This window comes from Alsobacter ponti, from assembly GCF_024294805.1.
In the GTDB taxonomy this organism is placed as follows: Bacteria; Pseudomonadota; Alphaproteobacteria; order Rhizobiales; family Beijerinckiaceae; genus Alsobacter; species Alsobacter ponti.
In genome coordinates, this window is sequence record NZ_JANCLU010000001.1 from 100,333 (window position 1) to 116,286 (window position 15,954).

General features: G+C 73.3%; 13 protein-coding genes. 7 read left to right on the forward strand and 6 right to left on the reverse strand.

Features of this window, described 5'->3' with window-relative positions; all coding sequences use genetic code 11:
* From NK718_RS00520 to NK718_RS00540, 5 genes are all read left to right on the forward strand, one after another.
* Positions 1-2,253, forward strand: a complete 2,253-nt coding sequence (locus tag NK718_RS00520) for a heavy metal translocating P-type ATPase (protein ID WP_254737462.1) — start codon at positions 1-3, stop codon at positions 2,251-2,253.
* Positions 2,250-2,408 carry a cbb3-type cytochrome oxidase assembly protein CcoS gene (gene ccoS, locus NK718_RS00525; RefSeq protein ID WP_254737464.1) on the forward strand — a complete coding sequence of 53 codons (159 nt, stop codon included), beginning with the start codon at positions 2,250-2,252 and terminating at the stop codon, positions 2,406-2,408. Before NK718_RS00520 ends, ccoS begins: the two co-directional genes overlap by 4 nt.
* A gap of 125 nt (positions 2,409-2,533) precedes the next feature.
* Positions 2,534-4,003 carry an aldehyde dehydrogenase family protein gene (locus tag NK718_RS00530; RefSeq protein WP_254737466.1) on the forward strand — a complete coding sequence of 490 codons (1,470 nt, stop codon included), beginning with the start codon at positions 2,534-2,536 and terminating at the stop codon, positions 4,001-4,003.
* Positions 4,004-4,030: 27 nt separating this feature from the next.
* A complete protein-coding gene (locus NK718_RS00535) occupies positions 4,031-4,780 on the forward strand; it encodes an SDR family oxidoreductase (RefSeq protein WP_254737468.1) in 750 nt (249 codons plus the stop codon).
* Between the two features lie 222 nt (positions 4,781-5,002).
* Entirely contained in the window at positions 5,003-5,638 is a 636-nt protein-coding gene (locus tag NK718_RS00540) for a hypothetical protein (protein ID WP_254737470.1), read from the forward strand.
* 21 nt (positions 5,639-5,659) lie between these two features.
* On the opposite strand, the gene NK718_RS00545 is transcribed toward NK718_RS00540, so the two are convergent.
* Together NK718_RS00545 and mbfA are read right to left on the reverse strand one after the other, a co-directional pair.
* Positions 5,660-6,541 (reverse strand): metallophosphoesterase family protein, encoded by an 882-nt coding sequence (locus tag NK718_RS00545; RefSeq protein WP_254737472.1) that lies wholly within the window; start codon positions 6,539-6,541, stop codon positions 5,660-5,662.
* Between the two features lie 43 nt (positions 6,542-6,584).
* Complete coding sequence (mbfA, locus tag NK718_RS00550; protein WP_254737474.1) at positions 6,585-7,562, reverse strand: iron exporter MbfA; 978 nt, start codon at positions 7,560-7,562, stop codon at positions 6,585-6,587.
* Positions 7,563-7,694: 132 nt separating this feature from the next.
* On the opposite strand from mbfA, the gene NK718_RS00555 reads away from it, so the two are divergent.
* On the forward strand, positions 7,695-8,162 hold the full coding sequence (locus NK718_RS00555; RefSeq protein WP_254737476.1) for an NUDIX domain-containing protein: 468 nt from the start codon (positions 7,695-7,697) through the stop codon (positions 8,160-8,162).
* Positions 8,163-8,484: 322 nt separating this feature from the next.
* On the forward strand, positions 8,485-9,021 hold the full coding sequence (locus tag NK718_RS00560; protein ID WP_254737478.1) for a GNAT family N-acetyltransferase: 537 nt from the start codon (positions 8,485-8,487) through the stop codon (positions 9,019-9,021).
* Positions 9,022-9,024: 3 nt separating this feature from the next.
* Here the strand turns inward: NK718_RS00560 and NK718_RS00565 are convergent, their stop codons facing one another.
* Genes NK718_RS00565 through NK718_RS00580 form a run of 4 tightly spaced genes read right to left on the reverse strand, consistent with a single transcriptional unit; the run spans position 9,025 to position 15,948 of the window.
* A complete protein-coding gene (locus NK718_RS00565) occupies positions 9,025-11,109 on the reverse strand; it encodes a hypothetical protein (protein ID WP_254737480.1) in 2,085 nt (694 codons plus the stop codon).
* A 1-nt stretch (position 11,110) separates the two neighbouring features.
* A complete protein-coding gene (locus NK718_RS00570; RefSeq protein ID WP_254737482.1) occupies positions 11,111-13,996 on the reverse strand; it encodes a DUF4159 domain-containing protein in 2,886 nt (961 codons plus the stop codon).
* Between the two features lie 3 nt (positions 13,997-13,999).
* Positions 14,000-14,935 (reverse strand): DUF58 domain-containing protein, encoded by a 936-nt coding sequence (locus NK718_RS00575; protein WP_254737484.1) that lies wholly within the window; start codon positions 14,933-14,935, stop codon positions 14,000-14,002.
* A gap of 5 nt (positions 14,936-14,940) precedes the next feature.
* Positions 14,941-15,948, reverse strand: coding sequence for an AAA family ATPase (locus NK718_RS00580; protein WP_254737486.1), 1,008 nt, complete (start codon positions 15,946-15,948; stop codon positions 14,941-14,943).
* Positions 15,949-15,954: the final 6 nt, after the last annotated feature.

Below are 15,954 nucleotides of genomic sequence, written 5' to 3' on the forward strand. Positions count from 1 at the left end.
ATGTCCCCCGCGATCGACTACTCGGCCCTCGTCGAAACCCGGCCCGACGGTTCGCGCCGGCTGGAGCTCGCCGTCGAGGGCATCACCTGCGCCGCCTGCATCGGCGACATCGAGCGCGGGCTGGCGACCGTTCCCGGCCTCGACCGCGCGCGGCTCAACTACACCAACCGCCGGCTCGCCGCCGATTGGACGGCGCCGCAGTTCGACCCCGGCGCCATCGTCGCGCGGCTGGCCGAGCTGGGCTACAAGGCGCACCCGTTCGAGGCGTCGCGCGAGGAGGCGCGCGACGAGGCGGAGATGCGCTTCCTGCTGCGCTGCCTCGCGGTGTCGGGCTTCGCCGCCATGAACATCATGCTGTTCTCGGTGTCGGTGTGGTCCGGCAATGTCAGCGACATCACGCCCGAGACGCGCGACCTGTTTCACTGGATTTCGGCGCTGATCGCGCTGCCGGCGGCGGCCTACGCCGGGCAGCCCTTCTTCCGCAACGCGTTGCGCGCGCTGCGCAACCGCTCCATGACGATGGACGTGCCGATCTCGCTGGGCGTGTGCCTGGCGCTGGGCATGTCGCTCTACGAGACGATCCACAGCGCCGAGCACGCCTATTTCGACAGCGCGGTGATGCTGCTGTTCTTCCTGCTGCTCGGCCGCGTGCTGGACCAGGTGATGCGCCGCAAGACGCGCGCCGTGGCCGGCAATTTGCTGGCGCTGCGCGGCGAGACGGCGGTGGTGCTGGGCGAGGACGGCCAGGCGCGCGAAACGCCGGTGAAGGGCGTGCGGCCCGGCGACCGCGTGCTGGTGCGCCCGGGCGACCGCGTCGCCGTCGACGGCGAGGTCATCTCCGGCGCGTCCGAGGTCGACGCCAGCCTCGTCACCGGCGAGACGGCGCGCGAGCCGGTCGGCCCCGGCTCGCTCGTCTATGCCGGCACGGTGAACGTCAGCGGCGCGCTGACGGTGCGCGTCACCGCCGCCGCGGAGGGCACGCTGCTGCAGGAGGTGAACCGCCTGGTCGAGACGGCGGCCGGGGCGCGCTCGCGCTATCTGCGCCTCGCCGACAGGGCGGCGCGCATCTATTCGCCCGTGGTCCACGTCACCGCGCTGGCCACGGCCATCGGCTGGTTGGCGGCGGGGGCGGGCCTGCACGCGGCGATCATCACCGCCATCGCGGTGCTCATCATCACCTGCCCGTGCGCGCTGGCGCTGGCGGTTCCCGCCACGCAGGTGGTCGCCTCCGGCGGCCTGTTCCGGGCCGGGGTGCTGCTGCAATCGGGCGAGGCCATCGAGCGCCTGGCCGCGTGCGACACGGTCGTGTTCGACAAGACGGGCACGCTCACCACGCCGGACCCGCGCATCGTCAACCGCGCCGAGCTGGATCCCGGGCTGCTGGCGCTGGCGGCGCGGCTGGCGCTATCGAGCCGGCATCCGCTGGCCTCCGCGCTCGCCGCCGAGGCGCGCGGCCAGCGCCCCTTCGAGGGCGCGACGGAGACGCCCGGCCAGGGCGTGTCGGCCGTGGTGGAGGGCGAGCCCGCGCGGCTCGGCAGCGCCGCGTTCTGCGGCGCCGAGGCGCAGGCGCAGACGGTGCTGGGCGCGAGCCCCGACGCCACGGTGATCTGCTTCGCCCACGGCGCGCGCCGCGCGGTGATCCTGATGCGGCAGGTGCTGCGGCCGGACGCCGTGGCCGTCGTCGCCGAGCTGAAGCGCGCCGGCTACGAGCTGGCCATCCTGTCGGGCGACCGGGAGGAGCCGGTGGCGCGGGTCGCCGCGCAGCTCGGCGTCGAGAACTGGCGCGCGGGCCTGAAGCCGGCGGAGAAGATCGCGGCTCTCGACGAATTCGCCGCGCGCGGCCGCCGCGTGCTGATGGTCGGCGACGGGCTCAACGACGCCCCGGCGCTGGCCGCCGCGCACGCCTCGATCTCGCCCGTCACGGCCGCGCATCTGGCGCAGGCGTCGGCCGACGCGCTGTTCCTGGGCGACCGCCTCGCGCCCGTCGTCGACGCCGCGCGGCTGTCGCGCCGGGCGGTGGCGATCATGCGCCAGAACCTGTGGATCGCCGTCATCTACAACGTCGTCGCGGTGCCGCTCGCCATCGCCGGCTTCGTCACGCCGCTCATCGCGGCGGGGGCGATGTCCGGCTCGTCCATCATCGTCACGCTGAACGCGCTGCGGGCGCGGCTCGGCTCCCGGCCGACGCCGTCGCCGGAGACCGCGCCGTCCGCCGCGCTGCCGCCACATCGTCCGGCCACTCTCGCGCCATGAACGTCCTCGTCTATCTCCTCCCCATCGCCCTCGGCCTGGGATTTCTCGGCCTCGTCGGCTTCCTTTGGGCGCTCAAGAGCGGCCAGTACGACGACCTCGACGGCGCGGCGGCGCGGATCCTCGACGACGACGACATTCGCAAGCCGGGGTTGTGACGCCTCTGCGAAAAGATACCTAGACAGGGCCGTCGCCGTCGTTCACCTTGCGGCGGCGCGTCTCGCCAAGGTTTTCTTGCCAAGGTGCTCTTGCATCTGGACGCGTCCGCCGACAAGGAACACCGATGAACGACCGCACCGCCGAGCGCGCTCCCCAGCTCTATCGCAACGTCGTCGACGGCCGGCTGGCGGACGCCCTGGATGGCCGCACGCTCGACGTGGTGTGCCCCTCGGACGGCGCGGTGTTCGCGCGCATGCCGCGCTCCGGCGCGGCCGACATCGACGCCGCCGTGGCCGCCGCGCGGCGGGCTTTCGAGGAAGGCCCCTGGGGCCGGCTGAGCGCCACCGAGCGCGGCCGGCTGCTCGTGCGGCTCGGCGAGGCGGTCGCGGCGCGGGTCGACGAGCTCGGCGCGCTGGAATCGCGCGACACCGGCAAGCCGCTGTCGCAGGGGCGGGCCGACATGGTGGCCTGCGCGCGCTATTTCGAATTCTACGGCACGGCCGCGGACAAGCTGCACGGCGAGACGATCCCGTTCCTCAACGGCTACACGGTGGCGGTGGTGCGCGATCCGCACGGCGTCACCGGCCACATCGTGCCGTGGAACTATCCGGCGCAGATCTTCGGGCGTTCGGTCGGCGCGTCGCTGGCGTGCGGCAACGCCTGCGTCGCCAAGCCGGCCGAGGACGCCTGCCTGTCGCTGCTACGCATCGCCGAGCTGGCGCTGGAGGTGGGCTTCCCGCCCGGCGCGCTCAACGTGCTCTCAGGACTCGGCGAGGAGGCCGGCGCGGCGCTGAGCGGGCACCCGGGCATCGACTTCATCTCGTTCACCGGCAGCCCCGAGGTCGGCACGCTCATCCAGAGCGCGGCGGCCCGAAACCATATCGGCTGCACGCTGGAGCTGGGCGGCAAGTCGCCGCAGCTCGTGTTCGCCGACGCGGACCTCGAGGCGGCGACGCCGGTGCTGGTGCGCGCCGTCGTCCAGAACGGCGGCCAGACCTGCTCGGCCGGCAGCCGCGTGCTGGTGGAGCGGCGCATCTATGACGACGTGGCCGCAGCGGTCGCGCGGCGGTTCGAGGAGGTCCGCGCCGGGCATCACGAACGCGACCTCGACATGGGCGCGATGATCAATCGGGGCCAGAAGGCGCGGGTCGAGCGCTTCCTTGCCCGCGCCCGCGAGGACGGCGTGCCCGTGCTGGCGGAGGGGCGGGTGGACAACGACGCCCCGGCGGGCGGCTACTACGTCACGCCGACGCTGTTCGGCCCGGTGCCGCGCGCCAACCATCTCGCCGTCGAGGAGGTGTTCGGGCCGGTGCTGTCGCTGATCCCGTTCGAGGACGAAGCCGACGCGGTGCGCCTCGCCAACGGCACGCCCTACGGGCTGGTCGCCGGCGTATGGACGCAGGACGCCCGCCGCTCCATGCGGGTGGCGCGCGCGATGCGCTGCGGCCAGGTGTTCGTCAACGGCTACGGGGCGGGCGGCGGCATCGAGCTGCCGTTCGGCGGGGTCAAGAAATCCGGTCACGGGCGCGAGAAGGGCTTCGAGGCCCTCTACGAGTTCTCCGCGTCCAAGACCATCGTCGTCAATCACGGCTGACCGGCGGGGCCGGCGAAGGAGTTTGCAATGGCGCGGCTGGCGGGGAAGGTGGCGCTGGTGACCGGCGCGGGGCAGGGCTTCGGGCAGGGCATCGCGGAGACGTTCGTTCGCGAGGGCGCGCGCGTGGCCGTGCTCGACATCAACGAGGCGCAGGCGCGCGACGTGGCGCGGGGACTGGGCGAGGCGGCGATCGCGCTGCGCGCCGACGTGTCGAAGGCGACCGACATCGCCGCCGCGTTCGACGCCACGCTCCGGGCGTTCGGGCAGGTCGACATCGTCGTCAACAACGCCGGCGTCTCCCACCGCAACCAGCCGATGCTCGACGTTTCGGAGGAGGAGTTTGACCGCGTCTTCGCCGTCAACGTCAAGGCGATCTACCTGATGGCGAAGCACTGCGTGCCGCACATGCGGGAGCGCGGCGGCGGCGTCATCCTCAACATCGGCTCGACGGCGGGCGTCCGGCCCCGGCCGGGCCTCACCTGGTACAACGCCAGCAAGGGCGCGGTGAACCTGATGTCCAAGTCGATGGCGGTGGAGCTCGCGCCCGACCGCATCCGCGTCAACGCCATCGCGCCGGTGGCCGGCGAAACGCCGCTGCTCGCCACCTTCATGGGGGAGGACACGCCCGAAAAGCGCGCGGCGTTCAAGGCGACGATTCCGTGGGGGCGGCTGTCGACGCCCCAGGATATCGCCAACGCGGCGGTGTTCCTGTGCTCCGACGAGGCGGAAATGGTGACCGGCACGGTGCTGCAAGTCGACGGGGGCCGCTGCATCTGAGGCGCGCCGCAACCTTGCCGTGCGCCACATCGGGGGTGGAAAAGGCCGACGCCCCGCTTCGCGCGGAGGGCCCGGCCCGTTAACCTCGGCCCACCGGCGGTCCGCCGGCGAGTCGAACCATCCGCGTGACGCAACTTCCGGTCGCAGGACCGGCGTCGCGCGCCAACACGGGGACTGGGCGAGGCCTCGCGAGGGGCGCGGCGTCCAGGCGCGACACAGCCGATGAAGGACGACCCTGTCACTCCCTTCCCGCAGCCTTCGGGCGGCCAGACGCTCGACCTGCGCGCGGCCGTGCGCCGCGCCCGCATCGAGGACGCCGAGCGGTCCACCGTGACGGCCGAATTGCGAGGCGCGGAGATCGCGCGGCTGGAAATGCTCAAGGAACGGCTTGAGCCGGTGTTCCTGCAACTGCCGAAGGAGGCCGAGCTGTTCGATCTCGGCCTGATCCCGGGCGAGAAGCCGCGCCTCTTCGTCGACATGGTGGCCTTCGTGGAGATGGCGCGGGACCGGCGCACCTTCCGCTTCATCCAGGAGACCCGCGCCGGCCGGGTTCTGCTCGCCGAGAGCGACAGGATCGAGCCGGTCGCCGAGGCGGTGACGGCCTATCTCGGCCGTCGGCTGGTGGAGCGCGAGCGGGCGCTGGCCACGCTGGCCGACGCGCTGCCCGCCGCATTATCCGAGCCCATCGAGGCGGCGGCCGTGCCCGCAGCGCCACAGCGGTCGACGCGGCTCTCCGACCTGCTGTTCATGCTGGTGCTGGGCCTGATCCTCGGGGCCGGGCTGCTCTATTGCGTGCTGCTGTGGAAGACCGGCGCGGTCGAGACAGGCTTCCTGATGGACCTGTTCCGCCGTCCCTGACGCCGCTCCCGGTGACGCCGCTCAGAGCGGCAGCGCCCCGAGGTCGCCGATGGAGCCGTCCGCCGTGAGGCCGCGCGTGCGCCCGGACAGCGTGACGCCGCGCTCGGTGAGGTCGATGTCGAACACGTGGTAGCCGGCCCGGTGGGTCAGCGTGCCGCGAACGGCCGAGCAGGACGGCACGCCGACCACCGGCACGAGCCCCTTCGGCCCCGGGATGCGGGCGATGGACGTGACGTGGTTGTGTCCGTGCAGGATCAGCTCCGCCCCGGCCTTGTCGATGATCTCCTCGAACGCCGAGGCGTCGGTGAGGCCGCGGCCGGTCTTGGCGCCGGTGCGGTGGGGCGGGTGGTGGATCAGCACCACACGCGCCAGAGGCTGCTGGCCGAGGAAGGCAAGCACGTTGGCGAGCCGCGCCCGCTGCTCCCGCCCCAGCGTTCCCGACGCCATGAAGGGGCCCGTCGGCACCGCCGAGGACGTGCCGATGAGCGCCATGGGGCCGATCAGCCGCACATAGGGGAAGCCCTCGAAGCGGCCGTTCTCCGACGTCATCCACGGGCCGAGGAAGCGCTCGATGTCGCCCATCGAGGTGCGCACATAGGCGTCGTGGTTGCCCGGAACGAAGGACACCCGGTCCGGCGGCCCCAGCTTTTCGAGGAAGGCGCGGGCCAGGGTGAATTCGCCGTGCAGGCCGATATTGATGAGGTCGCCGGTGCAGGCGATGTGGTTCGGCTCCTGCGCCCGCATGTCCTCGATGAGCCGGTCGAGCAGGCTCATGTCGTGCGTGCGGTCGCGCCCGCGCCGCCAGTTCATGTAGCCGGTGATCCGCTTGTTGGCGAGGTCGCGCAGCCGGGGCCGCGCGATGGGGCCGAGATGGGGATCGGACAAATGGGCGAGGCGAAACATTCGGGACCCTTTTTCCTCGTCTTTCCCGGGCGGGGTCCCGCCGTCAAGCGCTGCCGATGAGAATTCCGGCCAGGAACACCAGAACGCCGCCGAGCACCACCTGGAACGCGGCCTGGAGGAAGGGCGTGTCCATGTAGCGCGCGCGGATCCAGGCGATGGCCCACAGCTCCACCAGCACGATCACCCCGGCGATGGAAGTCGCGATCATGAACGCGTTGGGCCAGGCGTCCGGCACGAGGTAGGGCAGGGTGTGGCCGATGCCGCCGACGGTGGTCATCAGCCCGGTGACGAAGCCGCGGATCCACGGCGCGCCGCGCCCGGTGAGCGAGCCGTCGTCCGAGAGCGCTTCCGCGAAGCCCATCGAGATGCCGGCGCCGATCGACGCGGCGAGGCCGACGAGGAACGTCTCCCAGTTGCTTTGCGTCGCGAAGGCGGCGGCGAAAAGCGGCGCGAGCGTCGAGACGGAGCCGTCCATCAGGCCGGCGAGGCCCGGCTGGATGTATTGCAGCACGAACATGCGCCGCTTGGTGGCTTCCTCCTCGGCGGCGGCGTCGCCGCGCAGATGCGTTTCCGCCAGCGCGCCGGCCCTGCGCTCGTGCCCGCGCTCGATATCGGCGAGGCGGGTCAGCAGCTCGCGGACTGAGACGTCGAGCGTCTGCGTGGCGGCCTTGTCGTAGAAGCGCGCCGCCTGCACCTCCATCACCTCGGCCTCCTGGCGCATGCGATCGACGCTCATCGCCTGGCTCAGCCAGACGGGCCGGCGCTTGAGGAAGCCCTTGACGTCCTCGCGGCGGATCGGCGGAAGATGCTCGCCAAAGCGCTCGCGATACAGGTTATACAACATGGCGCGGTGGCCGCGTTCCTCCTCCGCCATGGCGTCGAACATCTCGGCGGAGTGGGGATAGGTGTCGCGGAGCTGGTCGGCGAAGGTCTGGTAGATGCGCGAATCCTCTTCCTCCCCGGCGATGGCGAGCGCCAGCACCTCGCGTTCGGTGAGTTCCGGCAATGTTTTCTGCGCCATGACCGACTCCGAAGACCTCGCGACGGACCCGATGGTCCCCTGCCTCGCTCGCGCCGGCAAGTGGCGAGGGCGCGCATCGGTTCCGTCGGGCGCGCGGGGCGGGGGCGCGTCGCGGTGACGCGCGAGCGCTCGATGCCGCCCCTCGTCCACCGCGCCATGCAGCGCGGCATGCACGCCTACTGGCGCTTCGCGCGGCCGATGACGCTGGGCGTGCGCGCGGCGCTGATCGACGAGGAGCGCGGCGTGTTCCTCATCCGCCACGCCTACACGCCCGGCTGGCACATGCCCGGCGGCGGCGTCGAGGCGGGCGAGAGCGCGCTCGAGGCGCTGGCGCGCGAATGCGCGGAAGAAGGCCACATCGCGCTCGACGAGACGCCCGTGCTGCACGGCCTGTTCCAGAACCGGCACGTGTCGCGGCGCGACCACGTCGCCGTCTACGTCGTCCGCCGGTTCCGCCAGCTGGCCGAGCGTCGGCCGGACCGGGAGATCCTCGAGGCGCGGTTCTTCGCGCTCGACGCCCTGCCGGCGGACGTCACCCGGGGCACGCAGGCGCGACTGCGGGAGATCCTCGATGGCGCGGCGCCGGCCGAGCGGTGGTAGGGCGCGCCGGCCACACCGCGCCGCCATCGCGCGCGACCCGATGGACCTTCGGCCGCGCCCGTGCTAGCCAAGCCGCGTCCGGCGCCGTGGCGCGCCGAGCAGGGGAGCGTGCGCCGATGCGCATCAGGGTGGAGCGACGACGCTGAGCGCCGGGCCAACGCGCACCGGCCTGACGCGCGCGGCCTGACGGCCGGCCGTCTTCCCCACCCGGGACGCCCCGCGTCCCTCGCCGCCGTCACGGCGGCCCGATCCGGACCCTCCTGCGCGACCGGCCCCAAAGGGCCCGCAGGCCGGTGAGGCCGCACACCGCCCCGGAACCGCCATGTCCGACCTGTCCCTCCACATCCGGCCCGAAGCCGAATCCGACAGCGCCACCATCGAGAAGCTGCACGAGCGCGCCTTCGGCCCCGGCCGCTTCGCCCGCACGGCGTATCGCCTGCGCGAGGGCGTGCCGCACGAGGCGAGCCTGTCCTTCACCGCGCTGGTCGGCACGCTGATCGTCGGCTCGATCCGCCTCACGCGCATCGTGGCCGGCGGCGTGCCGGCGCTGCTGCTCGGTCCGGTCACGGTGGAGCCCGCCTTCATGAACCGCGGCATCGGCATGGCGCTGGTGCGCCGCTCGCTCGCCGCCGCCGCGTCCGAGGGGCATCGTCTGGTGCTGCTGGTCGGCGACGAGCCGTTCTACAAGCGCGCCGGCTTCCGCAAGATCCCGCGCGGCCAGCTCGACATGCCGGGGCCGGTCGATCCCGACCGGCTGCTCGCGCTCGAGCTGGAGCCGGGCGTGCTCGCCGAGGCGAAGGGGGCGATCCGGCCCGATCTCGCCGGGGCGCTGGCGGCGCGCGCCGAGACGGCGGCGTGAGGCTCAGCCCCGGTTAACGCGCCCCAGCCGCGCCTCGCCCAGCCACGCGGCGAGCAGGCTCGCGGCGAGCAGCAGCAGGCCCATGAACCCGAGGAACACCGGCACGACGCCGACGCCGCGCACCACCGAGGCGTCGGTGCGGCGGATGCCGATATAGTCCGAGCCGGAGAAGCGCGACGCGCCGCCCAGCGCGACGATGCTCGGCACGCGCGGCGTGTCGTCGGGCCGGGTGGCGACGCGGCGCACCGAGCCGCCTGTCGCCTCCGCCAGCGGCGTCAGCGCGGCGGTGGTGGAGAGCACCTCCTGGTACTCGCGCGGATTGGGCGGGCCGACGCTGACGAACGCCGTCAGCTTGCCGTCGGTGAGGCGGTAGAGCCCCGTCTCCGTCGCATCGAAGTTCGCCTCCCACAGGCCGGGGCTGGCGGCGGCGAGGTTCACCGTCTTCGCCGCGCCGGAGGGCCCGGTGTAGGTGACGGGGGCGACCTCGTCGGCCAGGCTCTGGCGGGTGATGGTGACGGTGTTGCCGCGCGCGGCGGCGCGCAGCGCCTCCTCCTCCAGGTCCGGCTCCTTCATCAGCCAGTGCCCGAGGCGGCGCAGCAGGTCGAGATGCGGCCCGCCGCCGCGATAGTTGCGCGCCCACAGCCAGGTCTGGTCGGAGAGCAGCAGCGCGACGCGCCCCTTGCCCTCGCGCGACAGCACCAGCAGCGGCTTGTCGTCGGCGCCCTGCATCACGGTCGAGCCCGTCCGCACCGTCGCGGAGATCTGGCGCAGCCATTCGCCCCATTGCGGCTGCTCGCCCTCGGAGCCGGGCAGGGCGCGGGTGACGGGGTGGCGCTGGCCGGTGAGCGTGACCTGCGGCAGGTAGGCGCGCTCGACGATGCGCCCGTCCGGCTGGGCGGGGATGACGACGCCCAGCGGCGTGCCGGAGAGGCCGGAGCGGCCGGCGAACTCCGGCCCGGCGGACACCAGCACCGCGCCGCCGTCGCGCACGTAGCGCGCGATGTTGCTGAAATAGATCGACGGCAGGATGGACTGGTTGGCGTAGCGGTCGAAGATGATCAGGTCGAACTCGGAGATCTTCGTCTCGAACAGTTCGCGCGTCGGGAAGGCGATCAGCGACAGCTCGCTGATCGGCGTGCCGTCCTGCTTCTCCGGCGGGCGCAGGATGGTGAAGTGGACGAGGTCGACATTGGCGTCGGACTTCAGGATGTTGCGCCAGGTGCGCTCGCCGGCGTGCGGCTGGCCGGAGACGAGCAGCACGCGCAATTTCTCGCGGATGCCCTCGATCGGGATGACGGCCTTGTTGTTGAAGGTCGTCAGCTCGCCCTGCGCGGTCTCGGCCTCCACCTCCACCACGTTGGCCCCGCCATGGTCGATGCGCACCGGCAGGCGCAGCACCTCGCCCGGCAGAGCGCGCCGCTCCAGCACGCGCTGGCCGTCGCGGCTCACGGTGACCTTGACGGCGTCGGTGAAGCCCGGGTCGTCGATGCGCAGGCGGATCGTCTGGTCCTTGCCGACGATGCCGAAGCGCGGCGTATCCAGCAAAGCGATGCGGCGGTCGCGCTCGGCCGTGTGGCCGGTGATCAGCCCGTGGACGGGGGCGTGGAAGCCCAGCGCCTCGGCGGCTTCCGGGATGTCGTGGATCACGCCGTCGGTAATGAGGATCGCGCCGCCCATGCGGTCCGGCGGAACGTCCGCGAGGCCGCTCTGCAGCGCGGAGAACAGGCGGGTGCCCTCGCCCCCGCCGGAGGTTTCGCCGACCTCGATCGTGCGGGTCTCGACATCGGGCAGCGCGGCGAGGCGGGACTGCACGGCAGCGGCCACGGCGTCGGTCTGCGCCGCCCGCTTGTCGAGCGTCTGCGAGGCGGAGCGGTCGACGACGACGGCGACGACGTCCTTCAGCCGCTCGCGCTCCTCGCGCACGAAGGAGGGGTTGAACAAGGCGGCGATGAAAAAGGCGACGGCGAGCGCGCGCAGCACCGATCCCGTCTGGCGCACGGCGAGCGCCAGCCCCGCCGCCAGCACGCCGAGCAGCGCCAGCGGAACCAGCACGGGCAGCGGCAGAAGGGGCGACCAGTCGAGGCTCATGTCACTGCCCCAGCCGTTCGAGCAGGGCGGGCACGTGCACCTGGTCGGCCTTGTAGTTGCCGGTCATGGCGTACATGGCGATGTTCACGCCGGCCCGGAACGCCATCTCGCGCTGGCGCGGCGCGCCCGGCACCAGCGGATAGAGCGGTTCGCCGCGCCGGCCGCTCGCCCAGGCGGCGGCGAGGTCGTTCGAGGTGATGATGATCGGCGACACGCCGTCGCCGGCCCGCGCCGGGCGGTCGGCCTCCGGCCCCTCGCGCGGCAGCGCCTCGATCCAGGTCTGGCCGTCATTGTAGCGGCCGGGGAAGTTGTCGATCAGGTAGAAGGCCTTGGTGATCACGTGGTCCTTCGGCACCGGCTCCAGCTCGGGCACGGCGATGCCGGAGAGGATCTGGCGCAGGATGCGGTTCTCCGGCGTCTGCGGCGCGCCCGGACGCGACGACAGCGCGTCGCGCGTGTCGAACACCACGGTGCCGCCGTTCTTCATGAAGTCGTCGAGCTTGCGGATCGCGGCCTCGCCGGGCGCGGGCCGGTTCGAGACGATGGGCCAGTAGATCAGCGGATAGAGCGACAGCTCGTCGCGCGCCGGGTCGATGCCGGCCGGCTCGGCGGGGTCGAGCGCCGTGCGCGCCGACAGGTAGACGCCGAGGCCAGCAAGCCCCGAGCGGCTGATCTCGTCCACCGCCGCGTCGCCGCTCAGCACGTAGGCGAAGCGCGTGGCGAGCGCCGCGTCGGCTTCCTTCGGGCTCACCGGCGGGCGCGGCGTGGCCTGCGGCCGGGCGGCCGGCGCGCCTTGGGCAGGAGAGCCTTGGGCCGGAGCGCCTTGGACCGGAGGCGGCGCCTGGGCCAGCGCGGCGCGCGGATCGGCCAGCGATAGCGCCAGCGCGGCGGCGAGCACGAGGCCGGCGGCGGCGGCGCGGCCGCCGCGCACGAAGGCGAGCCGGCCGGAGAGCCAGAGCACCGCCAGCGTGTCGAGCGCGAAGCCGAACAGGGCGAGCGCAACCAGCCAGGGACGCAGATCGACGGGGGCCTCGCGCACCAGCGGTTCGGGCCGCGCGCCGAGCGCGGCGAAGTCGACAGGGGCGAGTTTCGCCGCGGCCGACAGCGTGTTGACCGCCAGCGGCGCGTCGGCCGAACCGTAGAAGCCCGGCGGGTGGTCGCGCGAGCCGGTGAGGTCGCCGCCCACGGCGACGGGCCTCGCCGTGGCGGGAGGCGGCCCGAACACGCCGAAGCCGTCCAGTGTGCGCAGCGGCGATACGAAGACGGGCGGGCCGGCGTTGCCGGCGGCGCGCGCCTGCGCCTCGCCGGTGCCCGCGAGCCCGACGATCCGGCGCAGCATGTCGACGAACAGGCCGGAGAGCGGCAGGTTGGACCAGCTCGTGTCGGCGGTGACGTGGACGAGCACGACGAGGCCCTGGCCGCGCCGCTCGGCGGTGATGATCGGCGTGCCGTCGGAGAGCGCGGCCCAGGTCTTGCGCGTCAGGTCGGCGTCGGGCTCGGCCAGAAGCTGGCGGTTGATGCCGACATCCTTCGGGGTCGCCAGCCCGCTGAACGGGCTCAACGCGTCGAAGGGCGCCAGCGTGCGCGGGCTCTCCCACGACAGCGCGCCGCCCAGCGCGCGTCCGCCCCGGCGCAGCCGCACCGGCACCAGCTCGTCACCGGTCGCCGCCGCCAGCCGGTTGCCGGCGAAGCGCAGCAGCACGCCGCCCTGCTGGACGTACTGGTTCAGCCGCTCGCGCAGATCGGCGGGCAGCGTGCCGATGTCGGCGAGCACGAGCATCGGCGTCTTTTCGTCGAGCAGGGTGCGGATCGCCTCCACCGGTCCCATGCGGGGCTCGCGCACGTCCGCGTAGGGAGAGAGCGCGCGCGACACGTAATAGGTCGGCGACAGCAGCGGCTGCGCCACGTCCACCGTCGCGCCGGAGACGACGCCGACGCGCCGCCGGCGGCTCGCCTCGTCGACCAGCGCCACCGCGCCGGCGGTGCGCTCGTCCGCCACGTCGAGGCGGGCGATGTCGTTGCGCAAATCGACCGGGAGCTTCAGCGTCGCCTGCGTCTCGACGGCCCCGGAGGGGAAGGCGAACGACGCTTCGCCCAGCGGCAGCCCGCGCCGGTCGCTGGCGCGGATGACGCCGGAGTCGCGGCCGTTGGGCGCGGCGCGCAGCACGCGCACCGACATGCCCGCGCCCGTGTTGTCGACGTTGGAGAGCGCCAGCGGACGCGCCACCGGGCCGGCGAGCACCGTCAGCGCGTGGTTGCCGATGGCCTGCTTCAGAGACGCCGCGAAGCCGGCGCCGTCGTCGATGGCGACGCCGTCGCTGATCCAGACGATCTCGGCCGTGGGCTCGCGGGACAGGAAGCGCTGCAGCGGCACGAGCAGCGCCATCCGGTCCGGCGAATGCGGCGCGGGCCGCAGCGCGCGCAGTTTCTCCAGCGCGGAGCCGGAATCGGCCATCTGCACGTCGGCCGCGCCGTCGGCCGTGGCGACGACGGCGGCGGGCCGTCCGGCGCGCGCCGCGCCGCGCAGCAGGTCCTCGGCCGCCTCGGTGCGCTGCGTCCAGTCCGGCGCGGCGGCCCAGCCGTTGTCGACCAGCAGCACCAGCGGACCGGAGCCGCCGGCAAGGTCCTTCGTGGGGTTCCAGACCGGCCCGGCCATGGCGACGATGACGAGGCCCGCGACCAGCAGCCTCAGCAGCAGCAGCCACCACGGCGTGCGCGCCGGCGTCTCCTGCCTCGGCACGAGGTCGAGGATCAGCTTGAGCGGCGGGAAGTCGATGCGCCGGGGCTGCGGCGGCGTCACCCGCAGCAGCAGCCACAGCGCGGGCAGCGCCGCCATCGCCAGCAGCACGGCGGGGGCGGAAAAGCCGAACGGCAGGGCCTCGAACATGGTTCAGCCTCCCGCCGCCAGAACCGGCCCGACCCCCGCGCCCCCGCGATCGGCGATGCGGCGGGCCAGCGTCAGCAGGGCCTCCGAGGCGGGACGGTCGGTGCGGTGGATCGTCAGCGTCCAGCCGCGGCGCGCGCACGCATCGCGCAGCGCCTCGCGGTGCGCCGCCATGCGCTCCAGGTACATCGCGCGGAACGAGCCGGCGTCGCCGACGCGCAGCGTGTCGGGGCCCTCGAGGTCGGCCAGCACGGCCTGCCCCTCGAAGGGGAACGTCTCCTCGACGGGGTCGACGACGAGCACGAGGTGGCCGCGCGCGCCGCGCGCCGCAATGCGCTCGATGGCCTCGCGCACCTTCGTGGCCGGGGAGAGGAAGTCGCCGATCAGCACCGCCTCGGTCAGCGGCGGCAGCGGCATGGCGGGCGGCAGGTCCTGGGGCGCGCGGTCGGCCGCCAGCGCCTCGGCCAGCTTGTCGACGATGGCGCGGGTCGCCGCCGGGTTGCTCAGGCCCATCAGGCCGACGCGCTCGCCGCCGCGCACCAGCACGTCGGCCAGGGCGAGGCCGAGCACCAGCGCGCGCTCCACCTTGGGCGCGAGCGCCAGCGACGACGAAAAGCCCATCGAGGCCGAGCGGTCGATCCAGAGCCAGATCGTGTGCGCCGCCTCCCACTCGCGCTCGCGCACGTAGTGCCGGTCGTCTCGGGCCGAGCGCCGCCAGTCGATCCGGTTCGCCGGCTCGCCGGGCGTGAAGGCGCGGAACTGCCAGAACGCCTCGCCGGGTCCGGCCTGTCGCCTGCCGTGGATGCCGTGCGCGGCGGTGGCGGCAATGCGGCGCGCCTCGATGACGATGCGGGGCAGGCGGCGGGCGAGGTCGAGCGCGTCCGTGGCCTGCCGGGGACCGGCCTTGGCTTCCTGGCGATCGAGCACCCGGACCTTGATCATGAGGGTCAGCCGATCCTCTCGACGAGCCGCGCGATGATGCCGTCGACGGTCGCGCCCTCCGCGCGGGCGGCGAAGGTGAGCGCGATGCGGTGCTTCAGCACCGGCCCGGCCAGCGCCACGACGTCGTCCAGCGACGGAGCCAGCCGGCCCTGGATCAGCGCGCGGGCGCGCACCGCCAGCATCAGCGACTGGCCGGCTCGCGGGCCGGGGCCCCAGGCGAGATGGTCTGCGATCTCGGCCGCGCCCTCGCCCGGCCGGGCCGAGCGCACGAGGTTGAGGATGGCCTCGACGACGCTCTCGCCGACGGGCAGGCGGCGCAGCAGGCGCTGGGCCGCCATCAGCTCTTCGGCCGTCATGGCCTGGGTGGGACGGGCCACGGCGTCGGTGGTGGTCTCCAGCAGGATGCGGCGTTCGGTGGCGGCGTCCGGGTAGGACACGTCGATCTGCATGATGAAGCGGTCGAGCTGCGCCTCGGGCAGCGGATAGGTGCCCTCCTGCTCGATCGGGTTCTGGGTGGCGAGGACGTGGAAGGGGCGCGGCAGGTCGTGGCTCTCGCCGGCGACGGTGACGTGGTACTCCTGCATCGCCTGCAGCAGCGCCGACTGGGTGCGCGGGCTGGCGCGGTTGATCTCGTCCGCCATCAGGAGCTGGGCGAAGATCGGGCCCCGGATGAAGCGGAACGAGCGCCGGCCGGCGGCGGCCTCCTCCAGCACCTCGGAACCGAGGATGTCGGACGGCATCAGGTCCGGCGTGAACTGGATGCGGCGGGATTCGAGCCCGAGCACCGTGCCCATGGCGTCGACCAGCTTCGTCTTCGCCAGGCCCGGAACGCCGACCACGAGGCCGTGCCCGCCGGCGAGAATGGTGATGAGGGCGTTCTCGACGACCTGCTCCTGGCCGAAGACGACGCTGGCGATCGCTTCCCGCGCGCGCCCGACCTGGGCCACCGCGGCCTCGGCCGATTGCACGATGGCGGTGTCGAGGCTGGCCGTGTTGGAAACCTCAGCGCTCATGGAGTC

Coding starts and splice junctions, on each gene's coding strand:
- NK718_RS00580 (WP_254737486.1), bottom strand. CDS start 15,948: ATGAGCGCTGAGGTTTCCAACACGGCCAGCCTCGACACCGCCATCGTG.
- NK718_RS00520 (WP_254737462.1), top strand. CDS start 1: ATGTCCCCCGCGATCGACTACTCGGCCCTCGTCGAAACCCGGCCCGAC.
- NK718_RS00570 (WP_254737482.1), bottom strand. CDS start 13,996: ATGTTCGAGGCCCTGCCGTTCGGCTTTTCCGCCCCCGCCGTGCTGCTG.
- NK718_RS00545 (WP_254737472.1), bottom strand. CDS start 6,541: ATGTTTCGCCTCGCCCATTTGTCCGATCCCCATCTCGGCCCCATCGCG.
- NK718_RS00560 (WP_254737478.1), top strand. CDS start 8,485: ATGTCCGACCTGTCCCTCCACATCCGGCCCGAAGCCGAATCCGACAGC.
- ccoS (WP_254737464.1), top strand. CDS start 2,250: ATGAACGTCCTCGTCTATCTCCTCCCCATCGCCCTCGGCCTGGGATTT.
- NK718_RS00535 (WP_254737468.1), top strand. CDS start 4,031: ATGGCGCGGCTGGCGGGGAAGGTGGCGCTGGTGACCGGCGCGGGGCAG.
- NK718_RS00565 (WP_254737480.1), bottom strand. CDS start 11,109: ATGAGCCTCGACTGGTCGCCCCTTCTGCCGCTGCCCGTGCTGGTTCCG.
- NK718_RS00555 (WP_254737476.1), top strand. CDS start 7,695: ATGCCGCCCCTCGTCCACCGCGCCATGCAGCGCGGCATGCACGCCTAC.
- NK718_RS00540 (WP_254737470.1), top strand. CDS start 5,003: ATGAAGGACGACCCTGTCACTCCCTTCCCGCAGCCTTCGGGCGGCCAG.
- NK718_RS00530 (WP_254737466.1), top strand. CDS start 2,534: ATGAACGACCGCACCGCCGAGCGCGCTCCCCAGCTCTATCGCAACGTC.
- mbfA (WP_254737474.1), bottom strand. CDS start 7,562: ATGGCGCAGAAAACATTGCCGGAACTCACCGAACGCGAGGTGCTGGCG.
- NK718_RS00575 (WP_254737484.1), bottom strand. CDS start 14,935: ATGATCAAGGTCCGGGTGCTCGATCGCCAGGAAGCCAAGGCCGGTCCC.